We start from the raw sequence: 16,853 nt of genomic DNA, 5'->3' as shown, positions 1-16,853 counted from the left end.
CACCACTGGAGAAATTGCACTTAACCTCACGCTATTTTGCGTATAAAGTTTCAAGGTATCTTATCTGAGGACCATTCTATGTTTCGTCTCTTGACGCTCATATCATCTCTACTTGTTACTTTAACGCCTTTTTCATCTTATGCAGAGCCACAGCATTGGTTAGCGAAAAAAGGGGAAACCGAACTTATGATTATTGGCTCGGTACATGTGGGGGATAAAACGATGTACCCACTCCCTAGAACGGTCATCCAGTATTTAAGCCAAAGCGCAGGGTTGATTATTGAAGCAGACGTCAGGAATTCTGAAGGCTTGGTTTACCCACAAACAACCATTCTTTCTAAAGATGTTTTAGACAGAGCTCAACGTCGCCACTTAATTGAAATTGCCCAAGATTTAGGTTTGCCAGAAACTCAACTCCTAAATTCCCCACCTTGGATGGCTGCATTCACCATCCAACTCGCTTTAGTCAACAAACTGGGGTATGTCTCTGATAAAGGGGTCGACATGCACCTAATAGGACTCGCTGATAAAAAGCAAATCCCGGTCATTCCACTAGAGTCAGTGCAATTCCAAATCGATTTAATCGCAGGTCAATCAGAAGGCGGTAAAGAGATACTTCTCTCGTCAATTGAAGAATATGATGGCGGAGAAGAGTTGGTTCAATGCTTGATAGAGAGTTGGAAGAGTGGTGATGGTAGCATGTTGGTCGAAGCCTCTTTGACCGATCATACAACAGAAGAGTTTAACCAAGCCTTTTTATACGAGCGTAATCGAGATTGGGCTAAAAAACTCGACACTGGCAGTGTTCTACCTCAACAATCGGGTCGCTTCACCGTTGTTGTTGGTGGCTTGCATTTAGTAGGTAAAGATAACCTGATTGAACTGCTTAAAAATCGGGGATTTAACATCAAACCACTGGGTAAGACGCGCCAAGCAAATTGTGATATCTAGTGATTGTTTGAAAAATGCCATTTAAATACAATTATTTAAATACAACCATTTAAAAATTCATTCAAACTTTCTTATAAAACACCGTTAAGCTAAGTGGATACAAAACAACTCATATGAAATTTAAATATTTATTCCTATACACGATTGGAATTATGCTCACTTCTTCGCTGTCTTATGCTAAACCGCCATGCAACGTAGAAGCTTTTCAAGCTATTGATATAACTCCGGAAGTAAAAGGCGGTGTTTTAGATAAAGAGAGTGGTCAATTTCTTATTACCGAAAAACCAATGATGCGTTGCGCGAACATCACGTTTTCAACAGCCCACACTCGAAATCGCGTTGCACATATGATAAACCAAGGCTTTGAAGCGGTTTACTATGATGGAAATACAAGCAAATCTCACTCAGTAACGTTTGATGAAGACGATTTAAAAGCGGGTTACGTCAAGATTGGTCCAAATCACCCAAAGACCGCTTATGTCTGCTTCACTACTTCTGAAACTCCTATCAATACTATCTCGTGTGACATCAAGTAATAAATTTACTCACTCTAAAAAATGAAAAGGCCCTACATTTCTGTAGAGCCTTCCTCTCAATACGTGTCGGTGAAGTGCCATATTCGAACATCAGGCGAACCCCAATTTGATTCGATACTATTGAAGTCTAAAATTACTAGCGCTAAAAACGACGAAAGCCTGCTCATTGAGCAGGCTTTCTAAAAGTGGTCGGTGAAGAGGGATTCGAACCCCCGACCCTCTGGTCCCAAACCAGATGCGCTACCAAGCTGCGCTATTCACCGAGATGTTTAACTGAGGAATTGTCCCCGTCAACGAATGCGTATATTACGGATTCTGAACTGTGGCGCAAGTGCTTTTTACAAAAAAACCTTAGGTCTTAATTCGTTTGATGAATAACTGAACACTAGCACGTAAAATGTGACTGATAACTCACAACAAAATACAGTTTATTAACCTTAGCAACATAATTGATCCAGATCAGTGTGCAACAAGACACCGCCATTTAGTTTATTCCTGTCGGGAACATCTTGGAGGAAACGTATGGACTTTTGGCTTGATCTCCTATTTGGTAATGCAGTGGGTCTATCGTCAATGATAGTAATTTTTGGGGCAATTGGTCTGATGTTATTTTACGGCGGTTTCTTCATATACAAGATCATGAACGACAAATCTCCTCACTAGATCTCGCTTAGCTCTAGAAACGCTTTGCACCGGAGTCGGTTACTTGCCTACTCCGGTTTTTTATTTGATCTCAATGCACCACTCATTGATATAATCCTATTATTCTTCCCTGTTCTTAATGAGATTACTGCTATGTCTCACGACGACGATTTTGATCTATTTCAACAGATGATGGGCGATGTAAAGCCAATCACTCAAGACACCACCGAACACAAAAAAGTACACCAAGTAACAGAAGCACAGCTCGCAAAACGCGAAGCAGCAATCTGGTTAACGGAAGATGACCCAGAATACCTATCACTTGATCACGCTGAAATGCTCAAGCCAGAGGACTTTGTTGAGTTCAAACGTGATGGTGTACAGGACGGGGTTTACCGCAAACTTCGCCTTGGTAAGTATCCAATCCAAGCTCGCTTGGATTTGCACCGTAAAACATTGAAAGAAGCACGTGATGAAGTCGTGACGTTTTTAAAGCAATGCCTATCAATGGACATTAGAACGGTCGTTATCGTCCATGGTCGAGGAGAACGCTCAAATCCACCTGCAATGATGAAAAGCTTTGTTAGCAGTTGGCTACGACAAATAAAGGAAGTCCAATGCGTCCATAGTGCGCAACGCTTTCACGGTGGAACTGGAGCCGTTTACGTCCTACTTAGAAAAAGTGCGGAAAAGAAATTAGAAACCCGCGAACGTCACCAAAAACGGTTAGGCTAAATTTCACCCTAATGCTAGAATGCCCGCCCTTATTCTTCCTTCCCCTTAAAGGAAGGGAGCTTCATTCGCCGTTGTGAAACGTTAGGAGACAAAAATGTCACAAGACAACGCTAAACGATTAAATAAATTCATCAGTGAAACGGGGTTTTGCTCACGCCGTGAAGCAGACAGACTGATTGAGCAAGGCCGTGTCACCATTAATGGCAACAAACCTGAAATGGGGACAAAAGTGCTACCTGGTGATGATGTTTGTGTGGATGGTAAGCCAGTGGCAGCAAAAGAGAAGCCGATTTATATCGCTCTCAATAAACCAACAGGCATCACCTGTACAACTGAGAGAGACGTCCCTGGAAACATCGTTGATTTCATCGGCCACCAAAAACGTATCTTTCCGATCGGCCGCTTAGACAAACCCTCTGATGGTCTGATCTTTTTGACCAACGATGGCGACATCGTGAACAAAATCCTTCGCGCAGGCAACAGCCACGAAAAAGAGTACGTCGTACGCGTGGACAAGCCAATTACAGGCGAGTTTCTCAAACAGATGTCGAGTGGCGTTAAGATTCTCGACACAGTCACCCTACCTTGTAAGGTAACGAAAGAAACTAAATTCTCTTTCCGTATTGTGCTCACTCAAGGACTTAACCGTCAGATCCGTCGCATGTGTGAAGCGCTGGGCTATGAAGTATTCAAGCTGCGTCGCGTACGCATCATGAATATCTCTCTTGATGGTATTCCCAATGGGAAATGGCGTTATCTAAGTGACGAAGAAGTGGCAGAGATCCTAGCAATGTGTGAAGGCTCGGTAGGTACAGAAGAAGCATCAAAAACAGACTCTAGAGGTCGCAACATTCGTAAAGCGACCGACGCGAAGCTGTTTGATAGCCGTGAAGAAAACCAAGATTCTACTGCTCGTCGTAACCAGAAGACACGAACTTTCCGCGGTAACAATGCTGATGAATTCCGTCATGCACCAAACTCGAAAAAAGGTCAACAAAAGCGTCGTCAGCGTGATGATGAAGGCGGACGTCCAGCTAAAGAACATTACAAAGCGAAATCACAAGGTGAACGCAGCAGACCGCAAGGCGAGCATGGTAAATCGCACCGTAAACCAGATGCATCGAGCAATACGCATTCAGCAAACAAGCCTCAATCACTGAGTAAGCCTAAGCAGCATTACATGAACCCAAATGCCGCGAAACCAAGCAAACCAGCTAAACGCACTGGTGGTACATTGAGTCTGAAGAAGTAACGCTTCACTGACAGGCAAGATCAAAAAAGGACGCTCATGAGCGTCCTTTTTATTTGTCATGAGTTTACAAACAAAGAGGTGCAAACTGACCACGAGTTAAGCTCAGCAAATCTCTCGGGGCTAACTCAATTTCTAAACCACGTTTACCAGCACTCACACAGATTTTGTCTTGCTCTGCTGCGCTTTCGTGCAAAAAAGTAGGTAAGGCTTTCTTCTGCCCTAGTGGGCTAATTCCACCAACGACATAACCTGTGGTCTTTTGGGCGATTTCCGGATCAGCCATATCGGCCTTTTTGCCCTTCGCTGCTTTCGCCGCCAGTTTTAGGTTCAGCTTTTGGTCAACAGGGATAATCGCAACCGCAAGGTTCTTTGGCTCCCCGTTCAAGCAGAACAGCAAGGTTTTAAATACTGTTTTCGGATCCTGCCCCAGTACTTCAGCAGCCTCCAAGCCATAACTATCGGCTCTAGGGTCATGCTCATACTGATGAATCGTGTGTGGAATTTTTTTCTTTTTCGCAAGATTAATGGCCGGAGTCATCAAGATTCTCCTCATAAAAACAAAAAGCGCAGATTGAATTGGATCTGCGCTTTTAGTTAATGATATCAGCGAGTTTGAGTCAATCGCTTTTTCTCTGTTGGGTTACTGATCAATCGCCGTATCAACTAAATACGTGATTTCACCTGAAGGGGCATACTCATTAACATCAATAGGGCTATGTGTTTCTAAATAATCCTTCAAAACCTCAGCATCGGTAAAACCTGTATTTACATACCCTGGATGATCGTCGATTTTAGGGTAACCATCTCCACCAGCAGCATTATAGCTTGGTACGGTAAAGCGGTAATTACCATCTAAGCGAAGTTGCTTATTACCAATGAACACATTGGTTACCTCACCATTATTGATACTCATCGCAATGCCGGCAAACTGCGCGTAAGCTCCAGAGTCGACAGGTTTAGTTGCAACGACATTTAGGTAATCCAATACTTCTTTGCCCGTCATATCAACGTAAGAGACCATATTGCCAAATGGCTGAACAGTCAGCACATCTTTGTAGGTAATCTCACCTGCTGCAATCGAATCGCGAACGCCGCCAGAATTCATTACGGCGAAATCTGCTTTCGCACGTTCCATGTGAGCCGTTGCAATTAATCGACCTAAGTTTGTTTGCTGGTAACGAACCACATTGCGGTCACCCTCAAGCTTACCGTTAGATTCTGCAATCTTCACGTTTAGTTTGCCCTGACCTTTTTCTTGATAAGGACGAAGAAACTCAAGCATCATTTCGTCTTGTTTAATCTCATCTTGGATCAAGACTCGTTGCGACTGACCATCAACTTTAACTTTCTTTTTCAAGTTTACAGGGATTAGATCGTAGCTCACCATCGAGAGTTCGCCATTACGAAACTCGTAATCGGCGCGTCCCACATATTTCCCCCACTCATGTGCCTGAACAATAAAGGTACCATTTTGTTTATCGGGCTGACATTCATCACCTGGTTTAAAGTTCTTTTTGATAACGTTTGGACCTTCCATGCACACAGGTTCTTGTGAGTGTCCTCCAACGATCATGTCGAGATCGCCGTCATTCAAATAACGAGCTAACGCCACATCGCCAGGAGCATTGATGCCTCTATTACCATTTTCATAGTGTCCCATATGCGTGACAGCAAAAATCAGATCTGGATACTCTGTTTCTTTCAGTTCTGCAATCAGCTTCTTGGCTTCTTCTTTTGGGTCACGGAAGTCAATTTGTTCAATGAATTCAGGGTTGCCAAGTTTCGCTGTGTCTTCGGTTGTAAGGCCAATGACCGCAATTTTAATGCCCTGCTTTTTAAACATCGCATATGGTTGGAATAAACGCTTGCCAGTATTTTTATCGTAAATATTGGCAGACAACATCGGAAAGTTTGCCCACTCTTGCTGCTTGAATAGCACGTCCAATGGATTATCAAACTCATGATTACCTAGAGCCATCGCATCGTAACCAATTTTGCTCATGCCTTTAAAATCCGGCTCGGCATCTTGTAAATCAGACTCAGGTACTCCTGTGTTGATGTCACCACCAGAAAGCAGTAACACGCTGCCCCCCTCAGCCTGTATTTCTTCGCGCAAATCATCGATTAACGTTTTACGCGCCGCCATGCCATATTCACCGTATCGATTTTGCCAAAAGCGACCATGATGATCGTTAGTGTGCAACACGGTCAATTTATAGGTTGTATCGGCATTCCATTCTGGTGCAGGTTGCGTAGCACACCCAGCTAACGAGGCCAAGATAGCGGCACTCAAAACAGTTTTGATCATCAGACGCTGATTCATTTATTTACCTTTTTCTTATTGGGATTACTGAAGCACATTTTAAGCATTCGATCTATTTGAAAACCACGTGCACCCTAACACATTGATTTAATAATTATGATGCATTGTTTAGCAATAACAAATTCATCAGTAACAAGTTTGAGAATTCACGGCTTTTCAGATAAAAAAATAGCCAACACTCGGTTGGCTATAGTATTTGTTACCACCAGTCATCTGGCGTTTACTTGATATCTATATCTGCAAAGCTCTTGATCAGATCATCAAGCGATTTCATTTGTGCTAAGAATGGCTCTAACTTGTCTAGAGGCAGTGCAGATGGGCCATCACAACGCGCTTGGTCTGGGTTTGGGTGCGCTTCGATAAATAGACCTGCGATGCCTGTCGCTAGACCCGCTTTTGCAAGCTCAACTGTCTGCTCACGACGGCCGCCAGATGCTGCGCCTGATGGGTCACGCATTTGTAGTGAGTGCGTTACGTCAAAGATGATTGGGCTACCTTTCGAAGCATTTTTCATCACACCAAAACCAAGCATGTCTACAACTAGGTTATCGTAACCGTGGCAAGAACCGCGCTCACATAGGATGATCTTGTCGTTACCGCACTCTGCGAACTTCTCAACGATGTTTCCCACTTGACCAGGGCTCATAAATTGAGGTTTCTTCACGTTGATAACCGCACCTGTTTTGGCCATAGCTTCAACAAGGTCAGTTTGGCGAGCTAGGAATGCAGGAAGCTGAATAACGTCTACCACGTCAGCGACAGGTTGAGCTTGCGCTTCAGTGTGAACGTCCGTGATGATCTTTACACCAAAAGTGTCTTTCAGCTCCTGAAAGATTTTCATACCTTCTTCCAGACCTGGACCGCGGTATGAATGAACAGAACTGCGGTTTGCTTTGTCAAACGACGCCTTAAATACGTAATGAATACCAAGTTTTTCCGTTACTTTTACGTAGTGCTCACAGATCTGCATCGCAAGATCACGAGACTCAAGAACGTTCATACCTGCAAATAGGGTGAATGGCTTGTCGTTAGCAACCTGAATGTCGCCGATATTAACGATTTTCTGTTCCATTTTGATTCTCTTTTTCTGTCCACGATACGCCACCGTTCGGCACATCGATAAAATTAGTGAAGTGTGACGTGCGTTTCACTCATCACATTAACTTGTGATTTTAGTAGCTCGGAAGCCGGATCGTCAGGGCATTGGTCAATAAAGTACTGAAAATCTGATACCGCTACTTGAGGGCACTCTAGCTGTTGGAAAATAAAACCACGGTCACGAATTTCGTATGGGTCATCTGGCACAAATGTTAGAGCAAGATTTGTACAACGTAATGCCAGCGTATAATGCTCTTCACGCAACATCGCACTTTTAATCAACGCCAACCAGCGACCAATAATTGTTGGGTTGTCAGCTTCCTCAAAATGTTCAGGCTTTAGCTGAGCTAGCGGTCCTTCTTGGCCAATAAGCCAAGCTTGAAGAATCCTTTCACCTACATACTCACCATTAAATGGGTTGATGTAGTCTGGCTTCTTATGCATCCAGTCGACTTTTAACAGGAACTGAGTAGGGAAAGTAACTCCCTTCAACGGGAACCCCAGCTTTTTGCCTAGGTATAACAAAATCGAACCTAAGCTCACAGGAATACCTTTTCTGCGCTCCAACACTTTATCGATGAAGCTGTTGTCCGAAATAAAGTATTCCTGCTCGTCGCCTTTAAACCCCCACTCGTGGAAAAACAGTCGTAGGAATGCATCAAATCGTTGCTCTTCATCGGTTTCATGAACAAGCGTGGCTTCTGCATCTTTGTAAAGACGCTCTAACTCTTGTTTCGCCCAATGTACTTTGGTTTCTGGGTTAATCGCTTTGTTTAGCTCAAGCGCACCCTCCACCAACGGTATATTGTCAAAATCTTCGTCAAAAAACTCTAACATGACGTCTATCCAAATAACGTAGGGCTCTTAGACACAGCAATGTTTGCAGCCATGACCAACCAACCTAATGCGCCGAAAAAGCCAAATATCTTCAGTAGGTTGTTTTTCGCAAGTTTCAATGAGAAGAATCCAAGCGCAATGTACGCCAGTACGCAGGTGATTTTGTTTGTTAACCACGGTGCGGCATCGGTAAACGGGATGAAACCCGTAATGAAAATAAGCGCGATACCTGACACTAGCAATGCAGTATCAACGATGTGGGGAAACACTTTCAAAAAGCGATTATTTCGCTTCGGTGAGTTCATCATCATTAACACGAATCGGATCGATAGTAGCGTCGCGCTGAGAGCGATCGTCACTAAGTGTATGTGTTTTAGAGCTACGTACATTTTTCTTCTCTTTTTAGTTAGTGTTTGCTGACTTCCATGATTAACTGGCCAGACAACCAAGCGTTACTCGATCGTTACCGCCATAATCTTTTTCCGTAGCGACCTGTTGGTAACCAAAGCCACGCATTATCTCACGCACCGCCTCACCTTGATCATAACCATGTTCAAATGCCAGCCAACCGCCCACTTCAAGATACTGACGAGCAAGATCCGAGATATGACGAATATCAGCTAAGCCATTCTCTTTAGCAACTAATGCAGATTTTGGCTCAAAGCGCACATCACCTTGGGATAAATGTGGATCTTTTTCATCAATATACGGCGGATTGGAGACAATTAAAGCAAACTTCGTACCTTCTGTAATAGGCTCAAACCAACTGCCTTGAGCAAAGGTCACATTTTTGATGTTTAGCTGCTCAGCATTGTACTCTGCAAGTGTTTTCGCTTCTTGTTTGAGATCTACGCCCATCACTTGACGTTTTGGCATTTCAGATGCGAGTGCGATAGCAATTGCCCCCGTCCCCGTTCCAAGATCTAAAATAGGCCCAGTTTGCTCGTAGGTCTTATCGAGTGCAACCTCGACCAAACGTTCTGTATCCGGTCTTGGGATCAAGGTAGAGGGAGAAACTTTGAACGGTAAAGACCAAAACTCTCGCTCACCAATAATATAAGCGACGGGTTCACCAGTTAAACGTCGTTCAAGTAGAGCGTCGAATTTTGCTTGTTGCTCTGCTTCTAATGCTTTTTCTGGCCAGGTCAGTAGATAAGTTCGTGGTTTGCCAAGGACATGGCAAAGGAGTACAGCTGCATCGAGAGAAGGCGACTCTTTGCCGCCTTCTGCCAGTTTCGCCGTCGCACTTTTCAGTGCTTGCTCAATCGATTGAACTTGGCTCATCGATTAGCCGTTCTCTGCGAGCGCCGCAAGTTGGTCTGCTTGGTGCTCTTGAATCACAGGATCAATCAAGCTCTGCAGGTCACCTTCCATCACTTCGTTCAAACGATAGATGGTCAGGTTGATACGGTGATCAGACACACGACCTTGTGGGTAGTTGTATGTACGAATACGGTCACTACGGTCACCAGAACCTAGAAGGTTACGACGTGTATCAGACACTTCTGCGGCACGACGCTCTTCTTCCGCTTGAACGATACGAGCAGCAAGAACCGCCATTGCTTTCGCTTTGTTCTTGTGCTGTGAACGCTCATCCTGACACTCTACTACCGTACCCGTTGGTAAGTGGGTAATACGGATTGCAGAATCCGTGGTGTTAACGTGCTGACCACCCGCGCCAGATGCACGGAACGTATCGATTTTCAGGTCTGCTGCTTTGATTTCTGGCAGATCCGCTTCAGGGATTTCCGCCATTACTGCTACTGTACAAGCAGAAGTATGCACACGACCTTGAGACTCTGTTGCTGGAACACGCTGTACACGGTGACCGCCTGACTCAAATTTCAACACGCCGTACGCACCGTCGCCGCTTACTTTCGCGATCATCTCTTTGTAACCACCGTGCTCTGCCTCGTTTGAAGACATGACTTCGATGCGCCAGCCACGCTTTTCTGCGTACTTGCTGTACATACGGAATAGATCACCCGCGAAGATACCCGCTTCGTCGCCACCCGCACCTGCACGAATTTCTAGGAAACAGTTACGATCATCGTTCGGATCTTTTGGCAGAAGAAGAATCTGTAACTCATCAGTAAGACGCTCAATCGTCGCTTTCGCTTCTTTGATTTCTTCTTGCGCCATTTCACGCATTTCTTCGTCGTCTTCGTTTGCCATCTCTTCAGCGGCGACAAGATCTTCTTGTGCTTGTTGATAAGCTTGGAAGCACTTGGTTACTTCTTCTAGCTGAGAGTACTCTCTTGATAGAGCACGGAATTTGTCCTGATTTCCAATTACATCAGGATCACCAAGAAGATGTTGAACTTCTTCGTAACGTTCTACTAGCGTTTCTAGCTTAGTCAGAATAGAGGCTTTCATAGTGTCGTTTTCTTAATAAAAAGCGTGAGTTATAGATCATCCAAGCCAAGTGTTTGGCGGATAATCGTTAATTTTGCTGGTTCGCCTTGCTCTGCTGCACTTTGCAATGCGCGAGTTGGAGCGTGAATCAGTTTGTTGGTGAGTTTATTACTCAGCTCGCGCAGCACTTTCTCCGGATCTGCGCCTGCCGCTAAAGATTGCAAACTTTTGCTCAGTAACTCTTCACGAATTTCGTTGGCTGATTTGCGATAGTCGCGAATACTATCGACGGCTTGCAGTGAACGCAACCATGTCATAAACGCAGCGCTTTCTTCACTAACAATCGCTTCAGCTTGAATCGCTTCGACTTTACGCTGCTCAATGTTGCTGTCGATGATAGATTGCAAGTCATCAACAGAATACAGATATGCGTCGTTCAGTTCACCGACTTCCGACTCTACATCTCGCGGCACCGCAATATCGACTAACAAGATAGGTTGATGTCGGCGCTGCTTTAGAGCCGTTTCGACCATACCTTTGCCAATAATAGGCAATGGGCTCGCCGTTGAGCTAATCACAATATCCGCTTTCGCCAAATGTTCAGGAATTTCGTTCAAACTGATCACTTCTGCGCCAAATTGGTCCGCTAAGCCTTGCGCGCGCTCTTTAGTGCGGTTCGCGACAATCATTTTTGTGCAACCGTTGGACGCTAAATGCTTCGCGACCAATTCAATCGTCTCACCCGCACCAACTAAAAGCACGGTTGAATCTGATAACGACTCAAAAATATGTTTTGCCAGTGTACATGCCGCATAAGCCACGGACACGGCATTACCACCAATATCTGTCTCTGTTCTCACCCGTTTGGCGACTGAGAACGTCTTTTGAAACAGTTTATCAATCGAGGCATCGACGGCTTGATGATCTCGCGAGTCAGAAAATGCTTGCTTTACCTGCCCTAAAATTTGAGGCTCACCCAACACCAGAGAGTCAAGACCGCACGATACGCGCATCAAATGCTTTATTGCAGCTTGTTCTTCATGAACATACAAACTCGGCATTAAATCTTCGCGGCTCACTTGATGAAATTGAGCAAGCCAATCGATCAACTTGTTTCGCGCTCCTTGCTTAACATCGCAGTACAACTCAGTTCGGTTACAGGTTGAAACAATCACACTGCCGTTAACCGCTTCGTGCTCTCTAAGTTGCTCGAGTGCAGGGCCGAGTTTATCCGGACCAAACGCCACCTTCTCTCGCAAGTCGACAGACGCTGTATTGTGATTAATTCCAATAGCAAGCAAGGACATCTAACGTGGTATCTCTGGGATAGGTTATAAAATAGGTCCAGAATTTTACTGTAAGCACGCATTTATTGAAAGGGTAAGCCGGATTTGTTTTCCTAAGTGCGACTTTTCAATGCTATAGTTGTGAGCGATTCCCGATGAAACTGATTAATAAGCCATCAAACATGACGTTACGCTCCTTTATTCTTTTTTTCTTGTCGAGCTTACTGCTCGCTGGTTGTTCGTCCGTTCCTGAAAGTGTTACCAGCGTTGAATGGCAAGCTCATGAGCAGCGACTCGAAACCATCCGAGATTTTCAAGCAACGGGGAAACTTGGTTATATTGGCCCAGACCAAAGACAAAATTTAAACTTCTACTGGAAACATTCTTCAGCACTAAGCCAGTTGCGTTTAACAACGATTCTCGGACAAACGGCATTAAAGCTCACCATCACCCCACAAGGCGCCACAGTAGAAACTTACGACGATCAGGTCCTTTCTTCTCGCAGTGCTAACCAGCTGATTTACCGTCTTACAGGGTTAATGATGCCCGTCGATCACATGCCTGACTGGCTATTAGGTCTACCGACCGATGCCGACAAATTCCAACTGTCTCCAACCAATACACTGCAAGCGTTAAACAAACAAATTGGTTTAAATGATTGGAGTATTGCTTATCAACGATATGGCGACGTTCAATGGCATGAACAGTCTCTCCCTCTGCCAAATAAGCTGAAACTCACCACAGCTGATGTCAAAATAAATCTAGTGATCACAAAATGGAACATCACCCAATGATTGAACTTTCAACACGCTGGCCATCACCAGCGAAATTGAATCTCTTTCTATATATCAACGGCCGTACAGAGAATGGCTACCACGAGTTACAAACCTTATTCCAATTCGTCGATCACGGCGATGAGCTCACCATTCAAGCGAACCATTCTGGTGATATTACGATTTCTCCAGACATAGAAGGTGTGCCCCTTCAAGACAATTTAATTTGGAAAGCAGCAACCGCGCTTCAAACTTACTCAAACTGCCCTTTTGGCGCGCATATTGAGCTACAGAAAGTGCTGCCTATGGGTGGAGGCATTGGTGGGGGCTCATCGAATGCAGCTACAGCATTAGTGGCACTGAATTACTTATGGCAACTGAATCTAACTGACGACGAACTGGCTGAAATTGGTTTAAAACTGGGCGCAGACGTGCCCGTATTTGTGCGCGGATTTGCAGCTTTTGCTGAAGGTGTTGGTGAAAAACTCTCTCCTGCTTATCCCGAAGAAAAGTGGTATTTAGTCGTCAGACCGAATGTATCTATCGCAACCGTCGACGTTTTTTGTCATCCAGATTTGACGCGAAACACCCCAAAACGAGATCTAGAAACACTTTTAAATACGCCAAGCGTAAACGATTGCGAAAAAATTGTACGAATGCTCTACCCAGAGGTTGATAAGCAACTTTCTTGGCTGCTACAATACGCGCCGTCAAGATTGACGGGGACAGGATCTTGCGTTTTTGCTGAATTTTCGAGCAAATCTGAAGCAGAAACTATCCTTGCACAACTCTCTGATAAAGTCTCGGCATTTGTCGCTCAAGGGCGCAATATTTCGCCATTAAAAGAGACTTTGGCTGAATACCAATCAGCCTCACACCGACCTATTTAAACTGGACGCAAACCCGAGGTTTCCACCGTGCCTGATATGAAGCTATTTGCTGGTAACGCAACACCTGAACTAGCCCAACGTATTGCTGATCGTCTTTACATCTCTCTTGGTGATGCATCTGTTTCTCGCTTTTCTGATGGCGAAGTTGCAGTTCAAATCAATGAGAATGTTCGTGGTAGCGATGTTTTCATCATTCAATCCACTTGTGCACCGACTAACGACAACCTAATGGAATTGGTTGTTATGATTGATGCAATGCGCCGTGCTTCAGCAGGCCGTATCACTGCAGTTATCCCTTACTTCGGCTACGCTCGCCAAGACCGTCGTGTACGTTCTGCGCGTGTGCCAATTACTGCAAAAGTTGTTGCTGATTTCCTATCTAACGTTGGTGTTGACCGCGTTCTAACTATCGACCTACACGCAGAGCAAATTCAAGGCTTCTTCGATGTACCTGTAGACAACATCTTCGGCACGCCAGTGCTACTTGAAGATATGCAGGCTCGCGGTCTAGATAACCCTGTAGTGGTATCTCCTGACCTAGGTGGCGTTGTTCGTGCTCGTGCAACAGCAAAAGCACTAGGCGACATCGACATCGCAATCGTAGATAAGCGTCGTCCACGTGCAAACGTTTCTGAAGTAATGAACCTAATCGGTGATGTTGAAGGTCGTGACTGTGTGATCGTTGATGACATGATCGACACAGGTGGCACACTATGTAAAGCAGCTGAAGCACTAAAAGAGCGCGGTGCTAAGCGTGTATTCGCTTACGCTACTCACGCAGTATTCTCAGGCAACGCTGCGGATAACATCAAGAACTCAGTTCTTGACCAAGTTATCGTAACTGACTCTATCTCTCTGTCTAAAGAGATGGCTGCAACAGGTAAAGTGACAACACTAAGCCTATCTCGCATGCTAGCTGAAGCGATTCGTCGTATCAGCAACGAAGAGTCAATCTCTGCAATGTTCAACTAATACGAACATTTCAGTTACACTGATTTCAAAAGCACCCCTCTTTGGGGTGTTTTTTTATTTGTACTGATAACTAGAAAATCCCTTGGTCGCCCACCGCGAGTTTTCTGTGCTATCATACTGCGCTTTTTGAGATTCCAGAGAGATCCTAACCTTGAGTCAACAAATCAAACTTCTTGTTGGTCTTGCTAATCCAGGACCAGAATACGCCAGAACTCGTCACAATGCGGGCGCTTGGGTTGTAGAAGAATTAGCACGCGTTCACAACGTTACACTGAAGAACGAACCAAAGTTTTTTGGTCTAACAGGACGCATTATGGTCAATGGCCAGGATCTCCGTTTGCTTATCCCAACCACCTTCATGAATCTATCAGGTAAATCGATCGCAGCGCTTGCGAAATTTTATCAAATTAAACCTGAAGAGATCATGGTTGCTCATGACGAGCTAGACTTACCGCCAGGTGTCGCTAAGTTTAAAAAAGGTGGGGGTCACGGTGGACACAACGGTCTGCGTGACACCATTAGCAAACTGGGCAATAACAAAGATTTTTATCGTCTTCGTATTGGCATTGGTCATCCGGGACACAAAGATAAAGTGGCGGGTTTTGTATTAGGTAAAGCGCCAGCTAAAGAGCAAGAGCTTTTAGATGCAGCAGCTGATGAGGCTGTTCGTTGTCTAGATATCCTGATTAAGGATGGCCTATCTAAAGCACAAAATCGCCTCCACACGTTCAAAGCTGAATAAGGTTACTATCATGGGTTTTAAATGTGGCATCGTTGGTCTACCTAACGTAGGTAAATCAACTCTGTTCAACGCACTAACTAAAGCGGGTATCGAAGCAGCAAACTTCCCGTTCTGTACCATTGAACCAAACACTGGTGTGGTTCCTGTGCCAGATCTACGTCTAGACGCACTAGCTAAGATCGTTAACCCACAGAGAGTTCTTCCAACGACGATGGAGTTCGTGGACATCGCTGGTCTTGTTGCTGGTGCATCACGTGGTGAAGGTTTAGGTAACAAATTCCTAGCTAACATCCGTGAAACAGACGCGATTGGCCACGTTGTACGCTGTTTTGAAAACGAAAACATTGTTCACGTTTCAGGTAAAGTTTCACCTATCGAAGATATCGAAGTGATCAACCTTGAACTTGCAATGGCTGACCTTGATTCTTGTGAGCGAGCGATTCAACGTAACGCGAAGAAGGCAAAAGGCGGCGATAAAGACGCAAAATTTGAACTAACCGTACTAGAAAAACTGTTACCAGTACTAACTGAAGGCGGCATGGCACGCACAGTTGAGCTATCTAAAGAAGAGTTAGCAGCAATCGGCTACCTAAACTTCCTAACACTGAAGCCAACTATGTACATTGCAAACGTAAACGAAGATGGCTTCGAAAATAACCCATATCTAGATGCGGTTCGTGAGTTCGCAGAAAAAGAAAACAATGTCGTTGTACCTGTATGTGCAGCTATCGAATCTGAACTATCTGAACTAGAAGATGAAGATCGCGAAGAATTCCTAGCAGATATGGGGATCGAAGAGCCGGGCCTGAACCGTGTAATTCGCTCTGGTTACGAACTACTGACTCTACACACCTACTTCACAGCAGGTGTTAAAGAAGTACGTGCTTGGACAATCCCTGTTGGTGCAACTGCGCCTCAGGCGGCAGGTAAGATCCACACTGACTTCGAGAAAGGCTTTATTCGTGCAGAAGTAGTTGGTTACGACGATTTCATCCAATTCAATGGTGAAAATGGCGCAAAAGACGCAGGTAAATGGCGTCTAGAAGGTAAAGACTACATCGTAAAAGATGGCGATGTTGTACACTTCCGCTTCAATGTTTAATTAAATGAATGAATTCTAAACACTTCATTTACACTAAAAGCCAGCTGTTAAGCTGGCTTTTTTAATACCTTAAGTAAATGAACAAAAATAAATTACGCAACTGCAAGCTAATTTATTTCCAGTTTTAGATCATAAACACGCCTCTTTGTTTAAAAAGGAAGCGAACGAGGTTTTTTCCGAAATTTATTAAAAAAAACTGTTGACGGATCTCACTCAACTTCGCATAATGCGCGCCGTTCCCAACGACAAGGCAACAAAGCGTTGAGAACAAAAATATGGTTTTGGCTACGTAGCTCAGCTGGTTAGAGCACATCACTCATAATGATGGGGTCACAGGTTCGAATCCCGTCGTAGCCACC

General features: G+C 44.6%; 18 protein-coding genes and 2 tRNA genes. 11 read left to right on the top strand and 9 right to left on the bottom strand.

What is annotated here, in order from left to right; all coding sequences use genetic code 11:
- The first annotated feature begins 78 nt into the window (after positions 1 to 78).
- Entirely contained in the window at positions 79 to 951 is an 873-nt protein-coding gene (locus tag R8N47_RS18090; protein WP_064353689.1) for a TraB/GumN family protein, read from the top strand.
- Between the two features lie 152 nt (positions 952 to 1,103).
- Positions 1,104 to 1,487: a hypothetical protein gene (locus R8N47_RS18085; protein WP_375792880.1), complete on the top strand. Its 384-nt coding sequence runs from the start codon at positions 1,104 to 1,106 to the stop codon at positions 1,485 to 1,487.
- 186 nt (positions 1,488 to 1,673) lie between these two features.
- On the opposite strand, the gene R8N47_RS18080 is transcribed toward R8N47_RS18085, so the two are convergent.
- Positions 1,674 to 1,750 (bottom strand) — tRNA-Pro (locus tag R8N47_RS18080).
- A gap of 259 nt (positions 1,751 to 2,009) precedes the next feature.
- Between R8N47_RS18080 and R8N47_RS18075 the strand changes: the two genes are divergently transcribed.
- The 3 genes from R8N47_RS18075 to rluF all read left to right on the top strand — a co-directional run bounded on the left by R8N47_RS18075 (position 2,010) and on the right by rluF (position 4,116).
- Positions 2,010 to 2,150, top strand: coding sequence for a DUF3149 domain-containing protein (locus R8N47_RS18075; protein WP_005382236.1), 141 nt, complete (start codon positions 2,010 to 2,012; stop codon positions 2,148 to 2,150).
- 132 nt (positions 2,151 to 2,282) lie between these two features.
- A complete protein-coding gene (smrA, locus tag R8N47_RS18070; protein ID WP_005382233.1) occupies positions 2,283 to 2,864 on the top strand; it encodes a DNA endonuclease SmrA in 582 nt (193 codons plus the stop codon).
- Between the two features lie 94 nt (positions 2,865 to 2,958).
- The gene (gene rluF / locus R8N47_RS18065; RefSeq protein ID WP_017634839.1) at positions 2,959 to 4,116 is read left to right on the top strand and encodes a 23S rRNA pseudouridine(2604) synthase RluF; all 1,158 of its coding nucleotides are present in this window, start codon (positions 2,959 to 2,961) and stop codon (positions 4,114 to 4,116) included.
- A 64-nt stretch (positions 4,117 to 4,180) separates the two neighbouring features.
- Here rluF and ybaK read toward each other — a convergent pair whose 3' ends face one another.
- From ybaK to hemA, 8 genes are all read right to left on the bottom strand, one after another.
- On the bottom strand, positions 4,181 to 4,654 hold the full coding sequence (ybaK, locus tag R8N47_RS18060) for a Cys-tRNA(Pro) deacylase (RefSeq protein WP_005384092.1): 474 nt from the start codon (positions 4,652 to 4,654) through the stop codon (positions 4,181 to 4,183).
- Between the two features lie 102 nt (positions 4,655 to 4,756).
- Positions 4,757 to 6,439, bottom strand: coding sequence for a bifunctional UDP-sugar hydrolase/5'-nucleotidase UshA (gene ushA / locus R8N47_RS18055; protein ID WP_005382230.1), 1,683 nt, complete (start codon positions 6,437 to 6,439; stop codon positions 4,757 to 4,759).
- A 220-nt stretch (positions 6,440 to 6,659) separates the two neighbouring features.
- On the bottom strand, positions 6,660 to 7,511 hold the full coding sequence (gene kdsA, locus R8N47_RS18050; RefSeq protein WP_064353687.1) for a 3-deoxy-8-phosphooctulonate synthase: 852 nt from the start codon (positions 7,509 to 7,511) through the stop codon (positions 6,660 to 6,662).
- A 53-nt stretch (positions 7,512 to 7,564) separates the two neighbouring features.
- Positions 7,565 to 8,374 (bottom strand): SirB1 family protein, encoded by an 810-nt coding sequence (locus R8N47_RS18045; RefSeq protein WP_005384098.1) that lies wholly within the window; start codon positions 8,372 to 8,374, stop codon positions 7,565 to 7,567.
- Between the two features lie 5 nt (positions 8,375 to 8,379).
- Positions 8,380 to 8,763, bottom strand: coding sequence for a SirB2 family protein (locus R8N47_RS18040; RefSeq protein WP_005382225.1), 384 nt, complete (start codon positions 8,761 to 8,763; stop codon positions 8,380 to 8,382).
- 40 nt (positions 8,764 to 8,803) lie between these two features.
- A complete protein-coding gene (gene prmC / locus R8N47_RS18035) occupies positions 8,804 to 9,658 on the bottom strand; it encodes a peptide chain release factor N(5)-glutamine methyltransferase (RefSeq protein WP_064353686.1) in 855 nt (284 codons plus the stop codon).
- Positions 9,659 to 9,661: 3 nt separating this feature from the next.
- Positions 9,662 to 10,750, bottom strand: coding sequence for a peptide chain release factor 1 (gene prfA, locus R8N47_RS18030; protein ID WP_005382222.1), 1,089 nt, complete (start codon positions 10,748 to 10,750; stop codon positions 9,662 to 9,664).
- A gap of 29 nt (positions 10,751 to 10,779) precedes the next feature.
- On the bottom strand, positions 10,780 to 12,036 hold the full coding sequence (gene hemA, locus R8N47_RS18025; RefSeq protein ID WP_005384104.1) for a glutamyl-tRNA reductase: 1,257 nt from the start codon (positions 12,034 to 12,036) through the stop codon (positions 10,780 to 10,782).
- 134 nt (positions 12,037 to 12,170) lie between these two features.
- On the opposite strand from hemA, the gene lolB reads away from it, so the two are divergent.
- The 6 genes from lolB to R8N47_RS17995 all read left to right on the top strand — a co-directional run bounded on the left by lolB (position 12,171) and on the right by R8N47_RS17995 (position 16,851).
- Entirely contained in the window at positions 12,171 to 12,809 is a 639-nt protein-coding gene (lolB, locus tag R8N47_RS18020; RefSeq protein WP_017819988.1) for a lipoprotein insertase outer membrane protein LolB, read from the top strand.
- Positions 12,806 to 13,678, top strand: coding sequence for a 4-(cytidine 5'-diphospho)-2-C-methyl-D-erythritol kinase (gene ispE, locus R8N47_RS18015; RefSeq protein ID WP_021034139.1), 873 nt, complete (start codon positions 12,806 to 12,808; stop codon positions 13,676 to 13,678). Before lolB ends, ispE begins: the two co-directional genes overlap by 4 nt.
- A 27-nt stretch (positions 13,679 to 13,705) precedes the next feature.
- Positions 13,706 to 14,650 (top strand): ribose-phosphate pyrophosphokinase, encoded by a 945-nt coding sequence (locus R8N47_RS18010; protein ID WP_005393176.1) that lies wholly within the window; start codon positions 13,706 to 13,708, stop codon positions 14,648 to 14,650.
- Positions 14,651 to 14,801: 151 nt separating this feature from the next.
- The gene (gene pth, locus R8N47_RS18005; protein WP_005384112.1) at positions 14,802 to 15,392 is read left to right on the top strand and encodes an aminoacyl-tRNA hydrolase; all 591 of its coding nucleotides are present in this window, start codon (positions 14,802 to 14,804) and stop codon (positions 15,390 to 15,392) included.
- 10 nt (positions 15,393 to 15,402) lie between these two features.
- Positions 15,403 to 16,494 (top strand): redox-regulated ATPase YchF, encoded by a 1,092-nt coding sequence (gene ychF, locus R8N47_RS18000; protein ID WP_005393178.1) that lies wholly within the window; start codon positions 15,403 to 15,405, stop codon positions 16,492 to 16,494.
- 283 nt (positions 16,495 to 16,777) lie between these two features.
- A tRNA-Met gene (locus tag R8N47_RS17995) sits at positions 16,778 to 16,851 on the top strand.
- Positions 16,852 to 16,853: the final 2 nt, after the last annotated feature.

The sequence above is a fragment of the Vibrio sp. 2132-1 genome (assembly GCF_033344315.1).
Note: the sequence above shows the minus strand (reverse complement) of the source record. Positions and strands in the feature narration are given on the sequence as shown.